The organism is Telluria sp. BA11 (assembly GCF_056680305.1).
This window is the reverse complement of record NZ_CM155275.1, coordinates 1,679,680-1,703,481: the sequence shown is the minus strand read 5'-3', so window position 1 is coordinate 1,703,481 and position 23,802 is coordinate 1,679,680. Positions and strand designations below refer to the sequence as shown.

18 protein-coding genes are annotated in these 23,802 nt (G+C 58.0%); 3 read left to right on the top strand and 15 right to left on the bottom strand.

Going from position 1 to position 23,802, the window contains the following annotated elements; all coding sequences use genetic code 11:
- Positions 1-14: 14 nt before the first annotated feature.
- Positions 15-845, bottom strand: a complete 831-nt coding sequence (locus AC1MGT_RS07395) for a glycosyltransferase family 2 protein (protein WP_499503648.1) — start codon at positions 843-845, stop codon at positions 15-17.
- Between the two features lie 53 nt (positions 846-898).
- Between AC1MGT_RS07395 and AC1MGT_RS07390 the strand changes: the two genes are divergently transcribed.
- Positions 899-2,212 (top strand): O-antigen ligase family protein, encoded by a 1,314-nt coding sequence (locus tag AC1MGT_RS07390; RefSeq protein WP_499503647.1) that lies wholly within the window; start codon positions 899-901, stop codon positions 2,210-2,212.
- On the top strand, positions 2,202-3,935 hold the full coding sequence (gene msbA, locus AC1MGT_RS07385) for a lipid A export permease/ATP-binding protein MsbA (protein ID WP_499503645.1): 1,734 nt from the start codon (positions 2,202-2,204) through the stop codon (positions 3,933-3,935). Before AC1MGT_RS07390 ends, msbA begins: the two co-directional genes overlap by 11 nt.
- 51 nt (positions 3,936-3,986) lie before the next feature.
- Here msbA and AC1MGT_RS07380 read toward each other — a convergent pair whose 3' ends face one another.
- Positions 3,987-6,239: a family 1 glycosylhydrolase gene (locus tag AC1MGT_RS07380; RefSeq protein ID WP_499503644.1), complete on the bottom strand. Its 2,253-nt coding sequence runs from the start codon at positions 6,237-6,239 to the stop codon at positions 3,987-3,989.
- A gap of 197 nt (positions 6,240-6,436) precedes the next feature.
- Here AC1MGT_RS07380 and AC1MGT_RS07375 point away from each other — a divergent pair, with 197 nt between their 5' ends.
- Positions 6,437-6,673, top strand: a complete 237-nt coding sequence (locus tag AC1MGT_RS07375) for a hypothetical protein (protein WP_499503643.1) — start codon at positions 6,437-6,439, stop codon at positions 6,671-6,673.
- Here the strand turns inward: AC1MGT_RS07375 and AC1MGT_RS07370 are convergent.
- The 13 genes from AC1MGT_RS07370 to rlmH form a co-directional block, all read right to left on the bottom strand.
- Positions 6,670-7,611, bottom strand: coding sequence for a hypothetical protein (locus AC1MGT_RS07370; protein WP_499503641.1), 942 nt, complete (start codon positions 7,609-7,611; stop codon positions 6,670-6,672). The two genes, AC1MGT_RS07375 and AC1MGT_RS07370, sit on opposite strands and share 4 nt — an antisense overlap.
- Before the next feature lie 267 nt (positions 7,612-7,878).
- Positions 7,879-10,290: a catalase gene (locus AC1MGT_RS07365; protein WP_499503639.1), complete on the bottom strand. Its 2,412-nt coding sequence runs from the start codon at positions 10,288-10,290 to the stop codon at positions 7,879-7,881.
- 231 nt (positions 10,291-10,521) lie between these two features.
- On the bottom strand, positions 10,522-11,421 hold the full coding sequence (locus AC1MGT_RS07360; protein WP_499503637.1) for a sensor histidine kinase: 900 nt from the start codon (positions 11,419-11,421) through the stop codon (positions 10,522-10,524).
- Between the two features lie 62 nt (positions 11,422-11,483).
- Positions 11,484-11,666: a hypothetical protein gene (locus AC1MGT_RS07355; RefSeq protein WP_499503636.1), complete on the bottom strand. Its 183-nt coding sequence runs from the start codon at positions 11,664-11,666 to the stop codon at positions 11,484-11,486.
- A gap of 27 nt (positions 11,667-11,693) precedes the next feature.
- On the bottom strand, positions 11,694-12,314 hold the full coding sequence (locus tag AC1MGT_RS07350; protein WP_499503634.1) for an HD domain-containing protein: 621 nt from the start codon (positions 12,312-12,314) through the stop codon (positions 11,694-11,696).
- Between the two features lie 50 nt (positions 12,315-12,364).
- Entirely contained in the window at positions 12,365-12,793 is a 429-nt protein-coding gene (locus tag AC1MGT_RS07345) for an STY0301 family protein (protein WP_499503633.1), read from the bottom strand.
- Positions 12,794-12,796: 3 nt separating this feature from the next.
- Complete coding sequence (locus AC1MGT_RS07340) at positions 12,797-12,916, bottom strand: BPSL0067 family protein (protein ID WP_499503632.1); 120 nt, start codon at positions 12,914-12,916, stop codon at positions 12,797-12,799.
- Positions 12,917-13,127: 211 nt separating this feature from the next.
- On the bottom strand, positions 13,128-15,479 hold the full coding sequence (locus tag AC1MGT_RS07335) for a hypothetical protein (protein ID WP_499503631.1): 2,352 nt from the start codon (positions 15,477-15,479) through the stop codon (positions 13,128-13,130).
- A gap of 126 nt (positions 15,480-15,605) precedes the next feature.
- A protein-coding gene (locus AC1MGT_RS07330) for an IS3 family transposase (RefSeq protein ID WP_499500801.1) occupies positions 15,606-16,693 on the bottom strand; the annotation gives its coding sequence in 2 pieces (ribosomal slippage) (positions 15,606-16,441 and positions 16,441-16,693; 1,089 coding nt in all).
- 373 nt (positions 16,694-17,066) lie between these two features.
- A complete protein-coding gene (gene rdrA, locus AC1MGT_RS07325; protein ID WP_499503630.1) occupies positions 17,067-19,754 on the bottom strand; it encodes an antiviral RADAR system adenosine triphosphatase RdrA in 2,688 nt (895 codons plus the stop codon).
- Between the two features lie 1,353 nt (positions 19,755-21,107).
- Positions 21,108-22,571 (bottom strand): ribonuclease G, encoded by a 1,464-nt coding sequence (gene rng / locus AC1MGT_RS07320; RefSeq protein ID WP_499503629.1) that lies wholly within the window; start codon positions 22,569-22,571, stop codon positions 21,108-21,110.
- A gap of 78 nt (positions 22,572-22,649) precedes the next feature.
- Positions 22,650-23,267, bottom strand: a complete 618-nt coding sequence (locus tag AC1MGT_RS07315) for a Maf family protein (protein WP_499503628.1) — start codon at positions 23,265-23,267, stop codon at positions 22,650-22,652.
- 59 nt (positions 23,268-23,326) lie between these two features.
- Complete coding sequence (rlmH, locus tag AC1MGT_RS07310; protein ID WP_183556438.1) at positions 23,327-23,797, bottom strand: 23S rRNA (pseudouridine(1915)-N(3))-methyltransferase RlmH; 471 nt, start codon at positions 23,795-23,797, stop codon at positions 23,327-23,329.
- Positions 23,798-23,802 lie beyond the last annotated feature (5 nt).

The following is a 23,802-nucleotide window of genomic DNA, read 5'->3' as shown; positions in this document are numbered from 1 at the left end:
AGGTCAGGGTCAGGTCAGTTCGGGGCAGCGTGTTCACGCAGCCCGACACTGGCCTGCGTGGTGCCGTTGGCGGCGCGCTCGAGCACGGTGCGCCGGTTGCTCGATGCCTGGTCGCGCTCGGCTTCGGCGTGCCACAGATGCAGCACTTCAGTTGCCATGGCGCCATCCTTGCGCAATACGCCGGCATGGAACAGCCGCACCACGAGATCCGAATCTTCGTGGCCCCAGCCGGTAAAGCTTTCGTCGAAGCCATTGACTGCTATTAGGTCGGCCTTCCATACCCCCAGATTGCAGCTCTTGATGCGGCGCCAGCTGAACTTGCGGCGCACGCGGCCAACGTCGGGCCAGCGCACGATCGTCTGCAGCACCTTGTTCATGTCGCCGGACAGCCGCAGGCGCAGGCGCTCGGCGACGCTCAGGCCAGCCACGTCGATGCCGCCCTGCAGCGCGCGTTCGGTCAGCGCCTGGCTGAGCAGGATACGGCTGCCCGACACGAGGAAGCCCTGCTGGGCCAGCGCGCGGTGGCGGGCGATGAAGTCGCGCTGCGGCACGCAGTCGCCGTCGAGGAAGATGATATAGTCGCCTGTTGCCGCCAGCGTGCCGCGGTTGCGGGCCATGGCGGCGCGAAAGCCGTCGTCCGGTTGCCACACATGCTTGACGGGCACCGGGGCGCCTGCCGCCAGCCGCGTGACGCAGTCCCGCGTGTTGGCAGTCGAGCCGTCATCAGCGATAATGATTTCAAAATTCTTGTCGTCCTGCAAGAAACAGGCGGCCAACACCGCCGCCAGTGCGTCGGGCCGGTTGTACGTGGTGATCACGACCGACAATGTCTGTGTTTGCTGCATGGTGTCCGATACAAATGCTCTCTAGGCCGCAAGAATAGCCCACAAGAACAAGAATGAACAATACGTCGATCATGGCCCGGGAGCCGCTGCAGTTGTTGGTTGGCTTCCAGATGTTCCTGTTTCCCCTGATTAGTCTGACCACGCCGTCCGGCATCGGTTTTTCCAGCCTCCTGTTTCTGCTCACCGCATTGTTCGTGCCGCGCAAGGCCTGGGCGGCGATGACGCCGTACTGGAAAGAGATCCGCTGGGTGCTCGCGGCCTTCGTGTTCCAGTTCGCACTGGCCGTGGCCGCCGTGGCGCTGCGGCCCGAGGCGCACCTGGATTCGCTCGACAAACCATCACGCCTGCTGCTGGCCATGAGCGCCATGGCGCTGGTCGTGCTGGCCAGGCCGCGCGCCGCGATGCTGTGGTGGGGCGTGGTGGCCGGCGCGATTGCGGCGCTGCCATTCGTGGCCTGGCAGCGCATCGCGATGGGCGTCGAGCGCCCGGGCGGCTTTCTCAACGCGATTACCTTCGGCGACCTGGCGCTGTGCCTGGGCCTGGTGGCGCTGGCGGCGGCGATCGATTATCGCCATCACGCCGGCAAGGCAGCGCTGGCGGGCCTGGGCGCGCTGGCCGGCCTGGCCGCCTGCCTGCTCACCGGTACCCGCGGCAGCTGGGTTGCGCTGGCGCTGGCCGCCGTGCTGTTTCTCAGTTACGCGCAGTTGCTGCACAGCCGCAAGCTGCGCCTGCTGCTGGCTGGCAGCTTCGCGCTGGTCGCCGCTGCATTCCTGGTGCCAGCCACCGGCATGCAGGAGCGCGCGCTGCAGGGCGTGGACGATGTCCAGACCTGGGTCGATGGCGGCAATGTGCATACCAATGTCGGCACCCGGCTCGAATTGTGGAAGGGCGCGGCGATCCTGATCGAACAGCGGCCGCTGTTCGGCCTTGACCGCAACACGCTGCGCACCGAAATCCGCAACATGGTCGAGCAGGGCACGCTCGATCCGGCGATCTTGTCCCTGGAACACCTCCATAATGACGGGTTGCAGGCGCTGGCCACCGGCGGCATCTTCGGGCTGCTGGCCTGGGCCGGCATCCTGGTCACGCCGTTCGTGTTCTTCGCGCGCCAGCTCGGCCGCGGCGCGCAGGCCCAGGCGCATGCGCGCGGCGCCGGCCTGCCGCAGTTCGCGCCGGCGCTGGCGGGCATGCTGGTGGTGCTGAGCTATTTCAGCTTTGGCCTCACCGAAGTGATTTTCTGGTCGCTCAAGGGCAGCATGTTCTATGCGCTGATGGTGTTCCTGCTGATGGGACTGTGCCTGGTCGCGAAAACGCGTCAGGCGAAAGCTGCAATGGTTGAAAAGAAGGTTGAACAACGTGGAAACTAAGGTCATCGTGCGGCGCCTGCTGGCGCTCGTCAAACCGTACAAATCGCGCGCGGCGCTGGCGCTGCTGTCGATGGCGATCACCGCCGCGACGCAGCCGCTGCTGGCCAAGGCGATGCAGCTGCTGTTCGACCGCGGCTTCGAAGAGCGCGTCTCGTTCAGCCTGTGGCTGATTCCTGCCGTGCTGGTGTCGATCTTCGTGCTGCGCGGGATCGGCACCTTCGGCACCGCTTACTTCAACAACTGGGTGCTCTCGCGCGTGCTCAACGACATGCGCGCGATGGCCTTCGAGCGCGTGCTGCGCCTGCCGGTCGCGCGTTACCAGGACGAGAGCACCGGCAAGATCATCAACACCGTCGTCAACGACGTGCGCCAGGTCGTCGACATGATCCAGTCGGTGTTCGTCGCCTGCGTGCGCGATGTGCTGGTCGTGATTGGCCTGCTTGGCAGCCTGCTGTACCTGAACTGGCAGCTCACGCTGATCGCCATCGTCGTGATCCCGCTGACCGCCGTCATCGTGCGCACCACCACCAAGCGCCTGCGCAACCTGAATCGCGAAAGCCAGCGCGTGACTGCCGAGATGACCGGCGTGGTCGAGGAAGCCGCGCGCGGCCACCAGGTGATCCGTGTGTTCGCCGGCGAAGCCTACGAGCGCCGCCGCTTTCATCAGCGTAGTGTCGCGCTGCGCGGCTTTTCGCAGCGCATGACGGTGGCCTTCGCCGCCACCACGCCGGTGACCCAGATCGCGACCTCGCTGGCGCTGTCGCTGGTGGTCGTGCTGGCAATGCAGGCCGACATGACGGTCGGCGAATTCACGCAGTTCGTCACCATGATGCTGATGCTGCTCACGCCGCTGAAGTCGCTGGCCGAGGTGAATGGCCCGATGCAGCGAGGGATGTCGGCCGCCGAGACGGTGTTCGGCATCATCGACGCCGAGCCGGAAGTCGACACCGGTAGCCGTGAGCTGGGCCGTGCCAACGGCCACCTGGTGTTCGAACGGGTCGCGTTCCAGTACCCGAATGCAGCCGGTCCCGCGCTCGACGATGTCTCGCTCGAGGTGTTGCCGGGGCAGACGGTGGCGCTGGTGGGCGTCTCGGGTGGCGGCAAGTCGACGTTCGTGAACCTGGTCACGCGCTTCTATGATCCGCAAGTAGGGCGCGTGCTGCTCGACGGCGTGCCGTACACCGACATCAAGCTCGCGTCGCTGCGCAGCCAGCTGGCGATGGTGAGCCAGAATGTCGTGCTGTTCGACGACACGCTGGGGGCCAACATCGCCTACGGGGCCGAGCACATCGACCACGAGCGCCTGGCCGGCGCGATCCGCGCGGCGCACCTGACGGACGTCGTGGCGCGCCTGCCGGATGGCATCGACACGCGCATCGGCGAGAACGGTTCGCGCCTGTCGGGCGGCCAGCGCCAGCGCGTGGCGATCGCGCGCGCGATCTACAAGGATGCGCCGCTCCTGATTTTGGATGAGGCCACGTCGGCGCTGGATAACGAGAGTGAACGCGCGGTGCAGTCGGCGCTCGACACGCTGATGGCCGGGCGCACGACCATCGTGATCGCGCACCGCCTGTCGACGATCGAGCGGGCCGACCGGATCGTGGTGATGGAAGCAGGGCGCATCGTGGAGCAGGGCACGCACGACGAACTGCTGGCCATGAAGGGCATGTATGCGAATCTGTACTATCTGCAGTTTACGGCCGAGAAGAAGCAGGCAATCTAGCCTGCGTGGGGTGGCCGGCTACGCCGTCCACCCCACGTCAAGCCAACAGTATCAGCGCGCGTAATGCGCCGCTTCGCCCGCCTGCCGAATGCCGGCGCCGCCGGCAGCTTCCTGCACTGCGTGCGCATAGCGCTGCAATGCATTGTCCAGCGATGGCAGCAGCAGCGCACGTTCGCTGCCCAGCGCACTGAATGCCGGTCGCTGCGCCGGATAATCCACAGCATCGGCCGCAACCTCCTGCAAGCCATCCGCTGACATGCCCGCTGCCGCGCACGCGCGCCGCGCCAATTCGGCCCAGCTCACGGCATCGCCGTTGGTCAGGTGCCAGATGCCGCGCTCACGGTCGATCATGAGGTCGAGCGCCACCTTCACCAGGTCCGGCACATAGGTTGGCGAGACGATCATGTCGCCCGCCGCCTGGAATGGCTCGCCATTGGCCAGCGCGCCCAGCGCCTGGGTCACGAAGTTGTGCCGGTCCCACGGGCCGAAGAATGCACTGGTACGGATCACGAGCGCCTGCGGATCGGCGTCCAGCACGCGGGTTTCGGCATCGAGCTTGCTGCGCCCGTAAACGCCCAGCGGATTGGTCGCATCGGATTCGACATACGGCGCGCCCTTGGCGCCATCGAATACCAGGTCGCTCGAGAACGTCATGAAGCGCAGCGCATGGCGCATGCAGGCCAGCGCCAGCACGGTCGGGCCCAGCGTGTTTTCGCGCATGCAGCGCTCGCTGTCGGTTTCGGCCTCGTCAACGCGCACGAAGCCGCCCGCATTGATGATCGCCCACGGCTTGAAACGCACGATCGCCGCGTCGACCGAGGCCGGATCGGTAATGTCCATCTCTTGCCGCGTGAGTGCGTGGCAGGCCAGGTTGCGCGCTTCGCAGATGCGCTTGAAGGCCGCGCCGAGCGTGCCGCTCGCGCCCGTGATCAGGATCGGCTGCACGGGCGCCGACTTGAACTGGCTGCGCACGGCGATGTCGGCCACCGCCGTGCGGGTAGCCACGGGTTTGCACCAGAAGCGGCCCGGCCGGCGCCACCAGCCTTCGCCCTGCAGGACGGGATTGGACAGCGTACGCTTGCTGGCCAGTTCGCGCATCAGGGTTGCCAGCGCGGTCGGGCGGGGTGTTGGTGAACGCACGTCGAACGGGCCCGGCTCGTAGTAGCCGTGGCACGCGGTCACCAGGCTGTTCCAGTCGAACGAGCCCAGCAGCGCCCAGACCGTGACGGCGCGGATGTCGGCGCCCTGCTGGCGCGCCTTGAGCGCGGCATTCCAGATTTCGACGAGCCAGCGCAACTGGTCTTCGCGGTTGGCATCGATGTGCGCTTCGGTGATCGCGATCGGGATGCCGTACCGTTCCCAGGTTTCCATCAGCAGCGGGGCGATGCCGGGCGTGGGCGTGGCCAGTGCGCGCGGCGCCTCGATATCGGCATGCGCCACGCCCCGGTACACGTGGCGGTGGCTTTCGGGATAGCGTTCAGGGCGGTGGTCGAGCCAGCGCTCGCTGGTGACGTAGTAGTTCACGCCGATCACATCGGGCGGGCACGGGTTGTCGCGGAACCAGCGCAGCTCGTCGACCGTGGCGCCCGAGTCGAGCAGGTAGTCCCACAGCTTGTGATGGGTGTCGACCATGCCGCACAGCAGGTCCCAGGCCAGCCAGCGGCGCTCGTTGAAGTAGTTCGCGATGTCCTGCATCTCGGGCGTGCCGTAGGTCTTGGACAGATCGTCGGTCTGGACCAGTTTTGCGTTTGGGTTGATGGCGCGGATCGCGCGCATCGACAGCACCGTCGCGCGGCACTGGATCAGCAGCGCGCGGATGAAAGTGGCTTCGTCGCCGCCATGCGGGTACCAGACGCCGGCCAGACCCGAGAAGCGCGCGGTCGTGCAGATCTCGTTGACGGGCGTGTAGTGCTCGACCCACGGATAACGGGCGGCCACGGCGCCGGCGTACTCGGCCAGCTGATCGGGGAAGGCGGGATCGACAAGGCTCGTGTGACGGGGGCCGCTGCCGTGGTGGATCAGGCCGACGATCGGGTTGACCCCGAGGTCGCGCAGCGCCGGCAGCCGTTCGTCGGCCCACGACCAGTCGGCCTTGTCGATACCGTCGGGCGCAGTGCGCTCCCACAGCACCGGATAACGGATCGCCTGGATGCCGAGCGATGCGAAGCGTTCAATATCTTGCAGGCGGCCAGCATGGCCGTTGCGGTCCATCTGGCTGAAATAGTCGTCGCGTACGCGGTTAACCGTGCATTCGAGCCCGCCCCACAGGGCGAGGTCGGGCTGGGAATCGGTGCGAAGAGTCATGAAGGCTTACCTGCGTAGTGAACATGACAACAGACTAACGGTCACCGGGCAGTCACTATGTTAAGTGGTTCACATAGCAGGCGTTTTTCGGACCAGTCCTACCTTCTTGCGGCGGTTTTTTCGGTAGCGTGGCAATTCTGCAGAGCAGATCTATTCAAGCGACAATGCCTGTCATCACAATGCAGGAGGGGAATCCAATGTACATGGTCTACTGGACGGTGGTGGATGGCGCAGCCACGCACGCGCATGCGCAGGGCTTCGACACGGCCGACATGGTCCCGGCGATGGGATTCATGGAGGCGCTGCGCAAGCGCCAGCGCGAAGGCGAAGGCATACGCTTCATCACCATGTGTTCGGAGCATCCGGACGTCGTGGGCCATCCCGGCGTGGACGTCACGGGCGCCGACTATAACTGGAAGAAGCGGCGCAGTTAGCGCGATGGATCGTTCATGCCGGTCAGGCTCACGACCTGGCCGTCGGCGCGCACGACGCCGTCTTCGAACACCGTCGTCGACGCGCCGTTCACGTCCGGCAGCTTGATGGTGATGACGTCGCCACGCTGCGCGATGCTGCCTTGCGCGGCGCAGGTGCCGAACAGCGGCGTGGGCGTGACGCCGGATGCGTCGACGAGCAAAAAGTAGAACAGCGTTTCGCAACTGTTGCCGCGGCCACCGCTGCTGGCGACCAGGATCGCTTCCTTGCCGCCGGAAAGCTTGAAGCTGCGCAGCGGGAACTGCCAGCGCGCATCCTCGCCCGTGAACAGCGCCTGGCCATCGAGCAGCAGCGCACCGTGGCCGGTCTTGCGTTCCAGCAGGCCGGCCACGGTGCGCAGCGACGTCGGCAGGTTGTCGGCATTGCTGTCGATGACACTGCCACCGGGAAGCAGCGCGGTGTCTTCGGCCTGGTCGGCAGCGCGCTGCACGTCGCGCTCGCGTGTCGTGTAGTCCTGATACGCAGGGACGGCGATGGCCGCAAGGATGCCGACGACAAATACGAACACCGTGATGCCGACACCCCATTGCGACCACTTGCGCTGGACGCGGTTGAAGTGCTCGAGGCTGTCCCACTGCTTGTTTTTCCAGGCCATTTCGCGGCCCTTGAATCCCAGCCAGAACACCATGAGCCAGCCCACGTACGGCACCAGCGCCAGCAGGCCAATCCAGGAGCGGTTGCCGATCGCCCAGATCCAGTTCAGGAAAAATGCGCCCCAGCTCCAGCCTTTGACGCCATCGGGAATATCGCCGCTGGCCCCGCGAAGCGATGGTTTGTCGAGGCTGCCTGCCGGCGCTGCGAGGACCGCTGCCGCCTTGCTGCACACGGCGCACGCGGCAGCATCCGGCGCCATCGGGGCGCCGCAATGAGAACAGAACATGGGAGCTTTCGTGAAAGTGGGAGAAGGGCACAATGCTGTGCCAGTCAATGCCGCAGGACATTTATAGCGATCGTGGCACTGCGGAAGTCTCACCCAATTCCACGTATCAATATTGATGCCCGTCTATACCGACACTCACTGCGGTGGTGGAACGAGCAAAAAAAAAGACACCAGCTGGTGTCTTTTTTCTTACTTCTCATTAAATTTTTGCCTGTCCCGCCTGCCGGCAATCACAGGGGTGATCGCTGACAGGCGGTCTGGACTGACTTACACCGATGGTGGATCGGTTTCGCGTGCAAACACGCGGAAGCCGGCGAGTGCCGTCTTGAATGCTGCCAGGGCCGCATCGCCGTTGGCAGCATCACCCATGATCAGGCCCGGATCATCCGAACCGTCCGGCAGGGTGGTCGGGATCATGGCCTTGGTCAGCAGGTCCGAACCGGCGCCGAACACGAGGATCGGCTTGCCGTGACGGTATTGCTCGCGCAGGAATTCCAGCACCTGTGCGTTCTTGGCCAGCGTGGCCACGGCCTGATCGCCGTCCGGCACGATCACGGCGTCGTACATGACCGATGGGCCAGCTTCGACCGAGATCTCGACGTCGATCGGATCGCCGTCAAGCGCCTTGACCTTGCCCAGCATGTTACCGACCATGCGTGGCACGGCGCCATCCTTGAGCAGGCTGCCATACTGGCTCTTGACTGCCTTGTCATCGACACCCGACGCGATCAGCACGGCGACGCGGCGGCCCTTGATGCCAGTGACGCCTGGACGGCTCATCAGCGACAGCGCTGGCGAAGGCGGATAGGTTGGAATCGGTGCATCGGTGGCCAGTGGCAACGGTGCCGGCACATCCATGCCCAGACCTTCGGCCACGCGGGACACCAGCACGTCATCGACGTTGGCCAGCAGCGCCAGCACACGCTCGCGCACGGCCGGCGTCTGCACGCGGGTCAGCTCGAAACGGAATGCATTGACGATGTGGTTCTTCTCGGCCGTGGTCTGGCTCTGCCAGAACAGACGCGCCTGCGAGTAGTGGTCAGCAAACAGTTCAGGGTTGCCGCGCACTTTGTCCGCTGCGATCGTCTCCGGGAAACTGGTGAAGCCTGCAGGACCAGCCTGGTATGGCACACCGCCGCCCAGCGAGTTCGGTTCGTAGTTCACGCGGCCACGGTTGATGGCCTGGCGATGGAAACCGTCACGCTGGTTGTTCTGGATCTGGACGATCGGCGAGTTGATCGGGATCTCGTGGAAGTTCGGGCCGCCCAGACGGGTCAGCTGAGTATCCTGGTACGAGAAGTTACGACCTTGCAGCAGTGGATCGTTCGAGAAGTCGATGCCCGGCACGACGTGCGACGTGCAGAATGCGACTTGCTCGGTTTCGGCAAAGAAGTTGTCCGGATTGCGGTCCAGCACCATCTTGCCGACCGGGGTCAGCGGCACCAGTTCTTCCGGGATCAGCTTGGTCGAATCGAGCACGTCGAACGGGAAGCTGGCAGCCTGTTCTTCGGTAAAGATCTGCAGGCCCAGTTCCCATTCAGGGAAGTTGCCGGCTTCGATGGCTTCCCACAGGTCGCGGCGGTGGAAGTCGGAATCGGCGCCCGAGATGCGGACAGCTTCATCCCACACCAGCGAGTGCGTACCCTGCATTGGCGTCCAGTGGAATTTCACGAAGCGCGCTTCGCCCTGTGCATTGATCAGGCGGAACGTGTGCACGCCGAAGCCCTGCATCGTGCGGTAGCTGCGTGGAATGGCGCGGTCCGACATCGTCCACATCAGCATGTGCGCGATTTCCGGCGACAGCGAGGCGAAGTCCCAGAACGTGTCGTGCGCAGTAGCTGCCTGCGGCATTGCGTGATGCGGTTCCGGCTTGGCTGCGTGCACCAGGTCAGGGAACTTCATGGCGTCCTGAATGAAGAACACCGGGATGTTGTTACCCACCAGATCCCAGTTGCCTTCTTCGGTATAGAACTTGACTGCGAAACCGCGCACATCGCGTGCGGTGTCGGTCGAACCACGCTCACCGGCCACGGTCGAGAAGCGCAGGAACACTGGCGTGCGCTTGCCCTTCTTGGCGAACGGAATCGCGCGGGTCAGTGCGCTGAAGTTGTCATAGGACTCGAAATAACCGTGGGCAGCCGAGCCGCGTGCGTGCACGACGCGCTCAGGGATACGCTCATGGTCGAAATGGCTGATCTTCTCGCGCAGCACGAAGTCTTCAAGCAGGGTCGGACCACGCAGGCCGGCCTTCAGCGAATGCTGGTTGTCCGAGACTGGGACGCCCTGGTTCGTCGTCAGGTGACGGTCGGCCGGGTCGACACGCACGCGGTCGAGTGGATCGACGGTGGCGTTCTCGCCTTTTGGCGGGTTGCCGTCGCCAACCTTGTCATTGGCGATGATTTCGCTCGACGTGCTGCCGGTGGCGGCGTGGGTCGACGGCTTGAAGGTTTCGCCGACTGCTGGCGTACGCGACGCGTCGCCATACTCGCCAGCCTTGTTGGCATTGAATGGACGTGCTGCTGCAAGCTCTTGCTCAGCAGGGATTTTGTCGAGCAGACGATCCGCGATCGGGTTGCTGACGCCAAGGCTCTGGGGCGGCTTGGCATCGGATGGACCGGCTACCGTGCTCAGGACCGATCCGGCGCCATCGAATGAGCTGGGGTGCTTTGATGTTGGCATGCTGTTCCTTGTTTGTTGTAGAGATAATTGAACTCCCAATAACATAGCCCAGCACGTCAGTCCTCCACTGTGAGTTCACACACACACAGGAGGATCAGTATTTAATTATTCCTATGATATCGATCAGGATTTTTAATCGGTGCCTTGCTCCAAAATAAACAAGATAGTCGTGCAGCATTGATGTGCATTCAGTACGCAATGCGGCATCGCAACGAGGGTGTCAGCAGGCTACTAGGTCAGTCGATCAACGCGCTTCGAAGCGGCTTGCTGCGCTATCAGGGGGAGGCGCACGACGAGGCGGGCTCCTTGCGTATGGGCACTGTTGATGACCAGTGTGCCGCCATGCGCAGCCACTTGTTCCTGCTGCGTGGCCAGGCCAAAACTGCCGGACTTGCGTGGCGCCTGCGGGTTGAACCCGACACCGTTGTCGCTGATGCTAAGTTCGAGCATGGCATCGGCGCTGGCCAGATGCAACTGAACCCGGCTGGCACGCGAATGACGACACACATTGTCGAGCGACTCGCGCAGCACGCGGTGTAAGCTCATCAGGATATCTTCATCGATCTGCAGATCGTCGAGATGCCCGTCAGCCTGTACGTCGCAAGCGATGCCACTCGCACGGGTGAACTTGCGCGCCTCGATTTCCAGCGTGGCGACGACGCCCAGTTCAAGGCCGGCAGGCCGTAGTTCGCTCAGCAGGTGCTTGACGGTGCGCAGCGTCTCGTCGACATTGCCCAGCGCTGCACTCACCCAATCGTGCAGGCGGCCACGTTGATCGTCCGTTTGCTGGTGCAGGGTGACGATGTCGAGCCGCAAGGCCAGCAGGTTCTGGCCAAGGCAATCGTGAATCTCGCGCGAGATCCGCTTGCGCTCGGCCTCACTGCTGGCGCGCTGGTGGGCCAGTAACGAGTGCAGTTGCTGCTCGGATGCGCGTAACGATGCTTCGGAATGCTGGCAGGCGATGATCTTTTCAACCAGCGCCTGGTTGACGAGCATTTGTCCTTCGGTCAGCTGTCGCATGGACGCTTCGAGTCCGTCATCCGCAACCACATCGGCATAACGCGACGGCGCCAAGGCATCGCGCAGTTGGTCCGGTGCTTTGCTGTGACGATTGCGGAGTCGGGTTCGCATGGCAATCACCTGTGGTTCACGCGCGAAAAAGGGATGAGTTTCCTGCTGCCTGTTGTGAGACGCTAAGTATTTTGCTGACGCAAGTCAAGCGGAACCGATGGGAATGCACGCAAAATCACGCGCGCATGTTGGCTGCGTGTCTGTTTGCGGGTGGCAGCAACGGCGCACCATGCAGCTTGGATGGAATGGATATCAATAGGTTTGCGGGCGCGTTCGTCAAGCAGGCTGCAATCGATCTGGATCAAGCATGCTGCCTGTTGATGGATCGTTGTTCAGAGCGACGAAATCGCCTTGGCCAGATTGTCTCTGGCGTGCTGTTCCAGGCACTGCGCGACGGCGGGCGTCGTGTAAATCTGTGCGCGATCCAGAAAACCCTGCAGCACGGCGCGGCGCTTGACCGCGTAGACCTCTGGCGGCACCCATGCGTATTCGGCGCTGATCTGGCGTGTGTACTCGGCAAAGCGCGCAGCGGGCGCGCCCAGGATGGCCAGGTCGATGTCGACCAGCAAAGCCTGGTCCGGCGAGGCGGGCAGGGCAGTGTGGCAGGTGGCCATGATCAGGTCATGCACGCGCTGGCAGCGGGCCGCATCGACGCCGCTAGCCACCAGGGCCTGGACCGCCCAGCGCGCCGAGCGTGCTTCGTTATCGTGGCCTTGCACGTCGTAGATGGCATCGTGGAACCACAGAGCCAGCTCGATGTCGGCAGGCTGCTCGGCATGCGCGCGGAGCGTGTCGAACAGCGCCAGGCATTCGGTGAGGTGATGCAGCGTGCGGTAGTGGCGCTGGGGTTCGTCCCATGCGCGCAGCAATTGCTCGCACAAGCCGGGGGGCGGGGCCAGGTTCAGGGATGCCCAGGTGGCGCGCCAGCGCGCCAGGTTATCTTGATGGGGCATTAATGATGAATGCATCAGTTAAACACCTTGTTCCTAGGAAGTACGCCACGCTATCGACATCTGACGTCGACCTGAGTCTCTCCGGCATGGGCGCCTTTCATTCCTGTCACTGTGCATGTGGTGATCTTATCAGGCAGCCGTTTCGCCAACGACACCTCGCCGAACGCACCGTAGTCGCACCTGAGCCATTTACCGTCAGGGTACTGACCATCTAATGAGTATGTTCGTCTCCAACCTGTCTTGGTTTTCGTGGCATCGCGTTCACGAAGCACGCCGAGCCGTGCAGGCGAACCGTCAGTCGGCGCAGCGCTGCTCAAGTACAGCGGCGAAGAGACAAACGGTGTCCACTCCTCACCCGGCGCGGCCAAGTGAAAAGATGCCTCAGGGATCGATTGGGGGCACACATAGCTTGTTGGCGCTGCGTGGGCCACGGGGTGGGCCGACAGCAAAGCTGCTGCGACTGCATATTGAATTTTCATGGCTCACTCGATCACGAAAAATGCATCGGCATTGTTAGACGGTTCGATAAAGTTGCCTTTGCCATTTTCCGTGCTGTTGATTAAGCACTTGCCCATTGCAGATTTTGGGCGCCACTGATCCATTGTGTAAATGTCGAAAGATATTTAGTCAGTATAATGCAGTATAGCGACCACATGACTAATTAGTGTACTTGCCGTTGATAGAGCCTGCTATTTGAAATTTTTTTGTGCGAATTGACGCCAGCTAGGGGGAAGCCACCATTATCAATAATTCGGGGCAGTGGCTCTATAGAACAAGTCATCTAGTGACAGGAAAAAAATGCACTGATTAATTTTAGCTCTGATTATTACCGTAATGGGCTTCGTTAAAATGTTGCATGCCGATTTTACGAAGCTCTTCAATCCATTCATCAGCAACTGGCTCTGAATGTCCATGGTCAAGTGCCGCCTCATGCATAAGATGATATTCCATACGTAAAGTTGTAGGAATAATACCTTGATCGTCCGTATTAATAGTCACAGGAATGCGCAGCGTGCGTAGACCGAATTCATTATACTTCTTTCCGGATTCCAGATCTTGCATGTCTAGAGGAAACCAACGATAAATAGGATGGTCACTATGCGTCTCAATTTGTCCTATGTAAACGTTAGAGCTTGGATTCGTCTCGATAGAAATTCCAGTCTGCGCATAACGCTCTATGCATAAGTCCTGTAATGCCATCATAAATTTTAAATCGAGAGCATTATCATGGTCGTACATTTGAGAAAGGTTGTTTGGGCCCAGTTCTTCTAGCCGCACCTGAGCACGTGACGGGTGTCCGTGTCTAGGATATGTCAATCGTACAGTTATGATTTGCCTTCCCGAAACAGTGGAGACATCGCGCTCGGAAATCGCCCTATGTACATAGATTCCTTCCGCAGTTGAAAGATCTGGATTACCTAACTGGGCGCAAAGAATATCATAATCGGGAGCACCTACTTTTAGACTCGAGCTTCCAATTTGTAAGTCCTTATGTTGCTCTAGAATTAGGGTGGGACAGTTAAGGCGGTACTGCCAAGCCCTATATAAATCCTGTATCTTGGGGGGGCATACCGTTTTGGATGTAGAAATCCATGAAACATAAGGGAGAAAACGTGTAATTCTCTTTTCAATTCTTTGTAGTATTGGTGCTACTTCCAGATTTTTTACTCCCCCTAGTTCTTGAGCTTTTTGCCATGCCCAAACTAAATTATCGACATGTTCATCAACCGGCAGCAGGACATCGCCGTGGCGATGAAGCCAATCAGCAGGAGGAATGCCCAAAGCCAATCCGTGTCCGATCCGGTCCCCCTTGGTCATGCCAGTAAATGTTACTGTTTCATCTATATTTCTAAGCCCAGACAATGGATGGGTATAATCTTCTCCAGCATGAATGCTCAGATGTAACCAAGTCGGCGGGACGCAACTCATTCCCATAAGATCTTTAAAATTTTCTTGATATCGTACCCACCGTAGCATTGGGGAAAATACCTCAATTGGCCATTTTGTTTCATCCCCGGCTACATCTAAGGCACGAACAAACTGTGATGGCAAAAAGCGGCTACTTATCTCGCCTCCAGATGCCTCCAAGGGTAATACGTATTTCCATACGGATTTTGAACCTAAGAATTTCTTTAATAAACGTGCTTCTTCCCAAAGCTTCTGTCGACGAACGTAGCGCCCTTTCTTTCCTGATCGGTTGAAATGTAGGCAAAAGTGCCAGTGATCAAGAAAACCCGGCGCTGTATTGCCATCTGAATCTTGATTGTCTTTTAGATGAATGAATTGAATACGTTCATTGGCGACGCGAGAGAATTGCTCTGTAAGAGGATCTGATTCGCCAAAATTGCCGGCCGAGATTTTAAGTTCAGCCTTGTCGCCGGCGCGCGCGAATGTACGGCGGGCCGATTCTCTATAAGATAGATTTTTCCATTCTTTGCTCTTGCTTGCAACTACACGCAACGGTGAAAATGGATAACCGGTAGTGAATCGTCTCAAACCGTTCCCGTCCATAATCAATTGTCTTCGTAGTACCATGACATCAGTAACGAACAGCAGTACAGCTGCACTAATTGTTGCTGAGCTCGTTTTAAGGCGATAAGTACGCCATAAAAGTATAAACAACCACATCCATGCTTTTTGAATATCATGACAACTCGCGGCAGAGGCCATCTGCTTTACCATCCAACGGCTCGTTACTTCCGCACTATCCACGATGATTCCGGCATTTTCTGTTGTCCAGTCGAACGTCATGTAACTGGCCGTTGACATTGCATCATGCAAACATGCGTCTATCAATTCGCTCTCATATTGCGCTACAGTTGTCGTTTCGTTGACTGCGAAAGCCTTCCATAGCTCCACGAACGCAGAAAGCATGAGGTGGATACGGTTTATCCTGATAACGTTTGGCGATAGTGGAGGTTTTTCCTTTCCACTATTCAGTAAGTCTACTTCAGGGTTATCTTCATTTTGATTTGTATCGAAAACCTGTTTAAGTAATACTATCTCAGCTAAAACGACATCATCTCCGGTAATTCCGCCAAGATGAGAGTGGTTGTCTGCAAATGGTGAATCGAAAAAAATTGAATTCACAAACAATGTGGTCATGTTTTCTACTGCTTCTTTTAAAACAGCGCTGTCTTCGATTTTTGCGAGTTGCCATGCCACTAAGACCGTTGGATCAAGTTCAGAAACGAGCTCTGCATATCGTTGAACATGCTCCGGAATAAAGGATATTGCGGATCCTCGCCATTCGGTAATCCCCCCATTTTTAGAGCACGCTAAAAGTAGAGGTTAAGCGGCGAGCGCCAATTTCTGTTTTGGCGTAATACCGCCGAGCGCCATGTTAGGCCGGTCGTGATTGTAGGTCCACAACCAGTTGGTGGCAAATTCCTGAACTTCATCGAGCGTTTCAAACAGGTGATGGGCAAGCCAATCATAGCGAACCGTCCTGTTGTAGCGCTCGACGTAAGCGTTTTGCTGGGGCTGGCCAGGCTGAATGAAATCGATGCGGATACCGTGCCTGGCAGCCCAGGCTAGCGTCACCGCGCTGATGTATTCGGGACCGTTATCGCAGCGGATGGCGTCCGGTTTGCCACGCCATTCGATGATCCGGTCGAGCGATCGAATCACCCGTTCAGATGGCAGCGAGAAATCGACTTCGATCCCGAGGCCTTCGCGGTTGTAGTCGTCGATGACGTTGAACAGCCGGATACTGCGTCCATCGGCAAGCTGGTCATGCATGAAGTCCATCGACCAGCACTGATTGATCGCCGTCGGCACCGCCAACGGCAGCGGCTTCTCGCGTACCAGCCGATGGCGCGGCTTGATGCGCAGGTTCAGCTCGAGCTCGCGGTAAATCCTGTAGACGCGCTTGTGGTTCCATTTGAAGCCCTTCACGTTGCGCAGGTACAGGAAGCACAGTCCAAAGCCCCAGTTGCGCTGGTTATTTGTCAGCCGTACCAGCCAGTCCGCGATCACGCCGTTCTCGGCATCGAGCTTGGCCTTGTAGCGATAGCAGGTCTGACTGATGTGAAATGCCTGGCATGCCAGGCCTATCGTGGCTGACCGGTTCGCCACGGCCCACTGCGCCATCTCCCGCCGCTGAGATGGCGCTACCACTTTTTTGTGAGTGCCTCCGCAACGATCTCGGCCTTGAGGCGCTCCTCGGCATACATCTTCTTGAGGCGCCGGTTCTCGTCCTCGAGCTCCTTCATGCGCGCCATGAGCGACGCGTCCATGCCGCCGAACTTGGACCGCCACTTGTAGAACGTGGCGTTGCTGATGCCGTGCTCGCGGCACAGCTCAGGGACCGGGCTGCCGCCTTCGGCTTGCTTGAGGATGGCGATGATCTGGCTGTCGGTAAAACGGGACGTCTTCATGTAGAGCTTTCTGTTCTTAAGTAGAAAATTCTACTTCTAAACGCGCTCTTTCTGTGGGGGGATTACCATTCCATTAGCTCTTTAAATACCGTGTCGAGTAAAGGAAATTCTTTTGACTTGAGGAAATTTTGCGGATACAGTTTTTGAGCAGCTGCTTCAAGCTCGTTAAGACGGTGACGTCGACTAGTGCGTTGATCTACGTCGGACTGAACCGCTATTGTTAACTGACTTCTGAGTGCATATAAGACGGAAGCTGCGTCTTTAGATATTCCAAATTGCGGTAGCTCAGTCAAGTGGTTGTGTAGGATTTCAGCTACTTGGTCGCTACCAAATAAAGCTCCTAGCATTCGCTCTGGGACGGCACGTAAAAGCATCAGTTAGAACCAGTATGATGTTTTTGCAATTCAGCAATCGCGCGCTTTAAGGTAGACAATTCTTTCAGCTTAGGAAAGTTCCGAGTAGTTTGCTGCAGTAGAGCTTGTGCATAACGTAATGTAGGCACGCCCTTTGGTGCGTTGCGCTCAAGCGCTTTGACAAGATCGGCCACCGTCACACGACGTCGAGTCTCTGCAAAGCCTAAATTCTTCAAAAATTGAACTCGTCCGTCAGTCACTTCACTTTCCGACCGAGGCAAAGGCGTTTCAAGTTGCTTAGTATGTTCAAAAAATTCCTTGAGCCACCTGCGCAGAGGGTGTTTGTTGAGCACCGAAGTAGTAGAAATTAGTTGTTCTCCCCGAAATGTTCGCTGGTCATCTTTTAATAGGGGTTTAATATTCTGAGTAAATAAGTCAGTTCGTAGGAAGTCGCCGCGCCGATTTATGAGGTTGACATTGGAAAGCTCCAGTGGAAGGCCAAATAAAGGTCCTTTCTCGAAACTTGCTATTGCGGCCCAAAATGAGTTAAATGCTGAAAGGCCAGATGCTGCGACATTGCTTAAGGCTTCCTTATTTGGCTGTTCGTTGTATTGCAACGGGCGAGTGAAGAAGGGTACTTGATTGAAGGTCTTATTTAGGGCGCAATATATCAGCCACGGCGACAGTGGTAAGCGATTGGCTTGAACTTCGTCTCGCCAAATATTTATTTCGGAAGCCATTGTATGAATAGTGAGATCTCGGTCTTGTCTCAGAATCATTAAATGCGCATCGGTAGCGTCTTCGCCATATGATTCTTCTTGATACTTAGCGTCATCAATAGCTTCTGATTCACTACTTTCTTCGATTTCGTCTATAGAAATTTGCACGGCTTTTGTTCCCGCAACACTAACTGCACTGTGATAGGGGGCCATCGACAAAATTCGATCAATATCTAGGGGAGATACATTTCTAACCAGACTGGTTGCAATGAGTTCAAGAATTCGACCACTGCAAATCAACGTAGCACGCTTACTTGGACTGTAAAAATTTCGATGCGTGATTAAATCAATCAAGACGTTAGACAACTCAATAGGAAACGCTTTGCTAGATATTTTAGATTTATCGTGCCATCCGTCCGCCACTACAGCTCTTCCGATCTCTGGACTAGCAAACGGTAAAACCGATTCACTCGCTAATTCGCTCACCCAAGAATCGGGGAGTCGCCCACTTAGATCATTTGTCCAATTAAGTGCTGCGCGGGACTGGATATATCGAAGTGTTGGGTGTCCAACTTGTTTAAGGGGGGTAAAAAGTGGCGTTGCAAGAACTGATGTGTTTGGGGAGTCCTGCCAGTGTTGAGCGGCCATAAGGACTAGACATACGGCGCCAGCATCGGGTTCAAACATGAAATGGTCCAGTAGCGCTGTCTGCCACTCCCCCTTAGATAAGTCGCTAGCAGTGGCCTGCTCCGAGCCATCCATTCCATTTCTTCTATATTGAGGCGCTTCCCCATTTCGCCAATACATAATTCTTCGCATTAAGTCGGTGATAGGAGATGGTGCTGTTTCGCCATGAAACGCTAATTCAAGGTCGGAAATTTCTTCACGTACGCGGGACAGGAGTTGCGATAGGGCTCTTACAGTCGGAATGGGGATGTGGAGACGGCTATTTTCATGATTATTGACCGGACCTGCTAACAGAGCTGTCAACCAGGCTTCTAAGTTCGGCAAGGTAAGGCGGGGCGGAGTGTCGCGGTCACGCGGCGTACCGAGAAGAACTTTGTCATTATGTAGAAAAGTGTCTACCTCTGGCATGCGTAAGCGGCGGTGCAAAGGTAAAATTTTTCGCAAATATTCTAGCGCGAGAGACTCAGCTGTAGACTTGGCTTCGTCGTAGAAGCCTACGATATCGGTAGTTAAACGACGAAATGCATCTCGCCATGTTACATCGTGATAGAGCCGTAAATCTCCGCAAACTATTGGCACCAATACAGGACTCGCAAGATAGCGGCGCACAACCTCTAAGTTCTCAAATGCTCGATGAAGCGTGGTATCGACGTCGTCAATCGGAAGTACCAAGAGTCGCTTATTTAATAAGCGTGCAGCGTTCACGAAAAAATCGTGCACAGCACCTGCTAATTCTTGCGCTCCCATAAAGGAACGAAGACGGTCAAGGCCTACACCGTCACTTTGCGTTTCCTTTCCTGCCAGAGCCGTACCTAACAGTTGGAGACTGTTATATAGGGCTTGCCAGCATTCCGGATTTCTCTCTTTACCACGCTTGATCTCGTCGTCCCCTAGGACAGCTGCTACAATAACGTTCAGAAACAAGTCATCGTTGTCCTCAAGCTGTGATGGGTCGATTGGCTGTAGGACATGAACTTGATCCGCAAGGCCTGCGAAACGCGCACGTACTTCTGGCGCTTGTAGGTATGCCTGCAGATTAACCATCACGGTGGTCTTACCGGTACCTCTGTCTCCGTCAAGAAAGATAGTAGTGTGGCCTCTCCTGCGGGAAAATTCTTGCTGTTCGTCCGTTTCCATTGCAGTAGAGGGGGGGAGCTGCTGCAGAGACTCGGCCAACAGCTCCGCTAATCTTTCGTAGATTGACCTAGGCAACAACTGATCCACGTATAGGTGGTTCGCCCGTTCACCTTGGTTCAGTGGGTAGTAAATGGTGTTTTCTAACGAAACGGATTGTGTGGACATTCGTATTCCCTTTGCTTGTTTGGTTGAATCGTAATATCCAACGCCCATAACTGTTTTGTGAGTTGAATGAATGCAACGTCATTTTACTAGACTATCGAAAACGATTAGGATGATATTTTCGGCATAACTGGGCATAGCTAGTCGTTTGATTGAAAGCATCCAGCTGCATAATGTTGCAAGAACTTGTCCGTACGGCGCCCCTGATCAGGTGCTTGTAAACTGGCGACACGAATGCCACAGCAAAACCGAACTAGCACAAGACCAATTGGAAAGACTACAACACCGCGCTGAAGCGCGTGGTTCACTGCTGATGCGGTTCGACAGTCATATATGATGTTATGGTGGTGTTAGAGGGAAATTCACCTCAGTCTGAAAGACGGTGACTCATCAAATAAGTTCTGCCTGCTCATCAAGTGCGTGTTTAATCTTGCGCTGCGCAGGCCATGAATATGTCACGTCCGACTAAGCTGGCCGGCTTGCGCTGGTCAGTAGGCGTTGAAAGCATCTCGCAGCGATGCCTGGCGCTCCCGATGGCGCGGGGCTGGCACTTACTGGTCAACAGCACCGTACGAATGCTGGAAAAAGGCAGATGGGAAATCAAAGAAAGCTGGTGCTAACGAACGTCGGCGGTTGAACAAGGTGCACTTGTGTCCTGATGAGACCACCCCCCGGAAACCTACGCCTTCGAGGTCGCTTATAAGCCCTCCTGTGATGTTCCAATGCTCTGATGCCTGCTCATATAGTCGCGGTTGACGAAATTATCGTCAGCGTCAGCAGCGTCTACAACACGACGAGCTGTCAGGAGACCATCGCACACCGAGGTGTACGAGCGCTTATCCCGGTACGCAAAATGCCAAGACATGGAGCGATCGACGTCTTCGCTTCGCTGCTCGTAATGCTGTTCTAAACGCTGTCACTGGCTCCGCTGTAACTCTGGAGGAAGTGGAGTGGCTATCATAGTTGTAGCCACTTCGAAATCAAAATACGCCGTTTCAACTTGCTCGGAAACAAGTCATAGCGCGTGACTTCGACCGCCATTTGGCCGCTTTGCCGGCACGTGCCGCTATCGATCTTTCAGACGTTTGGACACCCCTACTACCGTCGCCATGCCGTAATTCCATCCGGCGTTTGGAATATCACGAACTCAGCTGATTATGCAACAAAGCTACTGCGCGGTCTTTTGGCTTTATGAAATTTGCTCATTTCGTTAAAGAACCCTTAGGCTAAAGCACTTTGCTTTGATGTGCTCAACATAAGTAGGTCGCGCGTGTTGGCGTATGGAGCGACGTAGCCAGCAGTATTTTTTTCTCCTATGGAGTAGCAATAAGTCTTTGATTTTGAAAAAGAATTTATTCACATCAAAATCACATCGTACTGTTCCTGGTGATACCCCTTCTCGACCTGCAGCGAAATGCGCTTGCCGATGAAGTCCCCCAGCATAGCTAAGTGTTGCGACTCTTCTTCCAGGAACAAATCGATCACTTCCTGCGAGGCGACGATTCGGAATTCGCGTGGATTGAACTGCTTGGCTTCGCGCAGCAGTTCGCGCAGGATTTCGTAGCAGATCGTGCGGCTGGTTTTCACCTGGCCCTTGCCCGAGCAGGCCGGGCAGGGTTCGCACAGGATGTGGGCCAGCGATTCGCGCGTGCGCTTCCTCGTCATTTCCACCAGCCCCAGCGCCGAGAAATTACTCACGGAGACCTTGGTGCGGTCGCGTGCCAGGGTTTTCTTCAGCTCGGCGAGCACTTGGTTGCGGTGCTCGTTGTTCTCCATGTCGATGAAGTCGAGGATGATGATGCCGCCCAGGTTGCGCAGGCGTAGCTGACGCGCGATGGCGTGCGCCGATTCGAGATTGGTTTTGAAGATCGTGTCGGCAAAATTGCGTCCGCCAACGTAGCCGCCCGTGTTGACGTCGATGGTTGTCATCGCCTCGGTCTGGTCGACGATCAGGTAGCCGCCCGATTTGAGGTCGACGCGGCGGCCGAGCGCGCGCAGGATTTCTTCTTCGACGCCATATAGATCGAACAACGGGCGCTCGCCCGTGTAGTGCGCCATGCGCGACAGTACGCTCGGCGTGTAGACCTGCGCGAATTCGACGAGCTTCAGGTAGTTCTCGCGCGAGTCGACCTGGATGGTGGCGGTTTCGTCGTGCACGAAGTCACGCAGCACGCGCTGGGCCAGCGACAGGTCCTGGTACAGCAGCGTGGTCGGCGGCCGGGTGCGGGCGCCCTGGACGATGGCGCCCCAGGTCTTGCGCAGGTAGTCGACGTCGGCGGCCAGGTCGTCGTCCGGCGCTTCTTCGGCCATCGTGCGTACGATGTAGCCACCTTTTTCGTCGGGCGGCAGCATGCCTTGCAGGCGCGTGCGCAGACGTTCGCGCTCGCTTTCCTTTTCGATTTTCTGCGAGATGCCGATGTGCTGGTCTTGCGGCAGATACACCAGCATGCGGCCGGCGATGGAGATCTGGGTCGACAGGCGCGCGCCCTTGGTGCCGATCGGATCCTTGATGACCTGGACCGTCAGCACTTGGCCGTCAAACAGCAGCTTTTCAATCGCGGTCGGGGGAACATTGGCGCCGTCGTGGCTGCGCGCTTCCCAGATGTCGGCCACGTGCAGGAAGGCGGCGCGTTCCAGCCCGATGTCGATGAAGGCCGATTGCATGCCTGGCAGCACGCGCACGACCTTGCCCAGATAGACATTTCCCGCCAACCCACGCGTGAGCGTGCGCTCGATGTGCAGTTCCTGCACCGCGCCTTGCAAGACCAGCGCGACGCGTGTTTCCTGCGGCGTGATGTTGATGAGAATATCTTCGTTCATGGACCCTGCCGCACGTATTGTTCAGGGTGATCATGATACACGCTCACGGGGCATCGCCGGGGCAGGAAGGCGATCAATTCAGACCGTCAGGCCCGCCTTGCGCAGCAAACTGGCGGTCTCGAACAGGGGCAGGCCCATGATGCCCGAGTGACTGCCTTCGATGTGCTCGATGAACAGCGCCGCCGGGCCCTGGATGCCGTAGCCGCCGGCCTTGTCATAGGGTTCGGACGTCGCGCAGTAAGCGCGGATCTGTTCCGGCGTGAGTTTGGCAAAACGCACGTTCGATACTTGCGTGACTTGCTCGGCCACGCGTTCAGCGTGCACGGCAACCGAGGTCAGCACCTGGTGCGTGCGACCCGACAGGCGCTCGAGCATGGCGATCGCCTCTCGGTTATCAGCTGGCTTGCCGAGAATCTCGCCATCGATCGTGACGGTCGTGTCGGCCGTCAGTACGGGGCGCAGCGGCTGGCGCCGTTGCAGCAGCAGGTTGAAGGCAAACGCGCCTTTTTCCTTGGCAACGCGCGCTACATAATGGTGCACGTCTTCGTTTGCCAACACGTCTTCGCTGACGTCCACCACGCGGGACGGATCACTGCGCAGCAGCATCAGCTCGAAGTCCACGCCGATCTGCCGCAGCAATTCGCGTCGGCGCGGGCTTTTCGAAGCGAGGTAAATCTTGTTCTGGTTGTTTCTCATCGATTCGGACGATCAGGCATGGCTGTCGGGCAGGTAAGGAATTACTGCAGAAGCAAAATTCAGACCCGGTGATAAGGGTGATTCTGGGTGATCGACCAGGCACGGTACAGCTGCTCGGCCAGCATCACCCGCACCATACCGTGCGGCAGCGTCATGCTGGAAATACGAATCAAGCCTTCGGCACGTGCCTTGAGCTCGGGATCGAGGCCATCGGCGCCACCGATCAGGAACGCGGTGTCGCGCCCGTCACGTTGCCAGGTTTCCAGTTGCTGCGACAGGCCGACGCTGGTCAGGTCGCGGCCACGCTCGTCGAGCGCGATGATGCGTACGCCCTTCGGCAAGACCGCCTCGATACGCTCGCGTTCGAGCGCCATCGCCGTGGCAGCGGTCTTGCTGCCGGACCGTTCGACCGGCTTGATTTCCTTGAGCACGATGCGCAGCTCGGGCGGCATGCGCTTCGTGTACTCAGTGAAACCCGACTCGATCCAGGCCGGCATCTTGTGACCGACCGCGGCAATGATCAGTTGCATGAACG

Coding starts and splice junctions, on each gene's coding strand:
- rng (WP_499503629.1), bottom strand. CDS start 22,571: ATGAACGAAGATATTCTCATCAACATCACGCCGCAGGAAACACGCGTC.
- rdrA (WP_499503630.1), bottom strand. CDS start 19,754: ATGTCCACACAATCCGTTTCGTTAGAAAACACCATTTACTACCCACTG.
- AC1MGT_RS07370 (WP_499503641.1), bottom strand. CDS start 7,611: ATGTTCTGTTCTCATTGCGGCGCCCCGATGGCGCCGGATGCTGCCGCG.
- AC1MGT_RS07340 (WP_499503632.1), bottom strand. CDS start 12,916: ATGGATCAGTGGCGCCCAAAATCTGCAATGGGCAAGTGCTTAATCAAC.
- AC1MGT_RS07315 (WP_499503628.1), bottom strand. CDS start 23,267: ATGAGAAACAACCAGAACAAGATTTACCTCGCTTCGAAAAGCCCGCGC.
- AC1MGT_RS07365 (WP_499503639.1), bottom strand. CDS start 10,290: ATGCCAACATCAAAGCACCCCAGCTCATTCGATGGCGCCGGATCGGTC.
- AC1MGT_RS07350 (WP_499503634.1), bottom strand. CDS start 12,314: ATGCCCCATCAAGATAACCTGGCGCGCTGGCGCGCCACCTGGGCATCC.
- AC1MGT_RS07375 (WP_499503643.1), top strand. CDS start 6,437: ATGTACATGGTCTACTGGACGGTGGTGGATGGCGCAGCCACGCACGCG.
- AC1MGT_RS07360 (WP_499503637.1), bottom strand. CDS start 11,421: ATGCGAACCCGACTCCGCAATCGTCACAGCAAAGCACCGGACCAACTG.
- AC1MGT_RS07395 (WP_499503648.1), bottom strand. CDS start 845: ATGCAGCAAACACAGACATTGTCGGTCGTGATCACCACGTACAACCGG.
- AC1MGT_RS07345 (WP_499503633.1), bottom strand. CDS start 12,793: ATGAAAATTCAATATGCAGTCGCAGCAGCTTTGCTGTCGGCCCACCCC.
- AC1MGT_RS07390 (WP_499503647.1), top strand. CDS start 899: ATGAACAATACGTCGATCATGGCCCGGGAGCCGCTGCAGTTGTTGGTT.
- AC1MGT_RS07380 (WP_499503644.1), bottom strand. CDS start 6,239: ATGACTCTTCGCACCGATTCCCAGCCCGACCTCGCCCTGTGGGGCGGG.
- rlmH (WP_183556438.1), bottom strand. CDS start 23,797: ATGCAACTGATCATTGCCGCGGTCGGTCACAAGATGCCGGCCTGGATC.